Annotated in this window: 1 pseudogene; it reads left to right on the top strand. The window is 75.1% G+C overall.

The features are described from left to right. Positions 1–354, top strand: a pseudogene (locus tag KUF83_RS42570) (hypothetical protein); the annotation flags it as partial.

Here is a 354-nt window from a genome sequence, read left to right as displayed (position 1 = left end):
GCCGGAACGCGGGACGGTCACCGTCACGACGAGGGGCGCCGCGCTCATCGTCACGGCGGAAGGGGGGACGGTCGCCACCGCTGCGGTTGTCGTCGCGGCGGAAGGGGGGACGGTCGTTGTCGCGCCGCGGGCCACCACGGTCACGGTCGTCGCGGCTCGGCCCGCTGGGTCGGTCGTCACGACGGAACGGCGGACGCCCTCCACGGTCGCCGCCGCCACGGTTGTCATCACGACGGTCATCACGGCGGAACGCGGGACGGTCGCCGCCGCCCCGGTTGTCGTCACGCCGGTCGTCACGGCGGAAGGGGGGACGGTCACTGTCGCGCCGGGGACCGCGGTCGTCGTCACGACGGA

This window comes from Streptomyces sp. BV286 (assembly GCF_019090165.1).
Taxonomy (GTDB): Bacteria; Actinomycetota; Actinomycetes; order Streptomycetales; family Streptomycetaceae; genus Streptomyces.
This window is presented reverse-complemented; position numbering and strand designations above follow the sequence as displayed.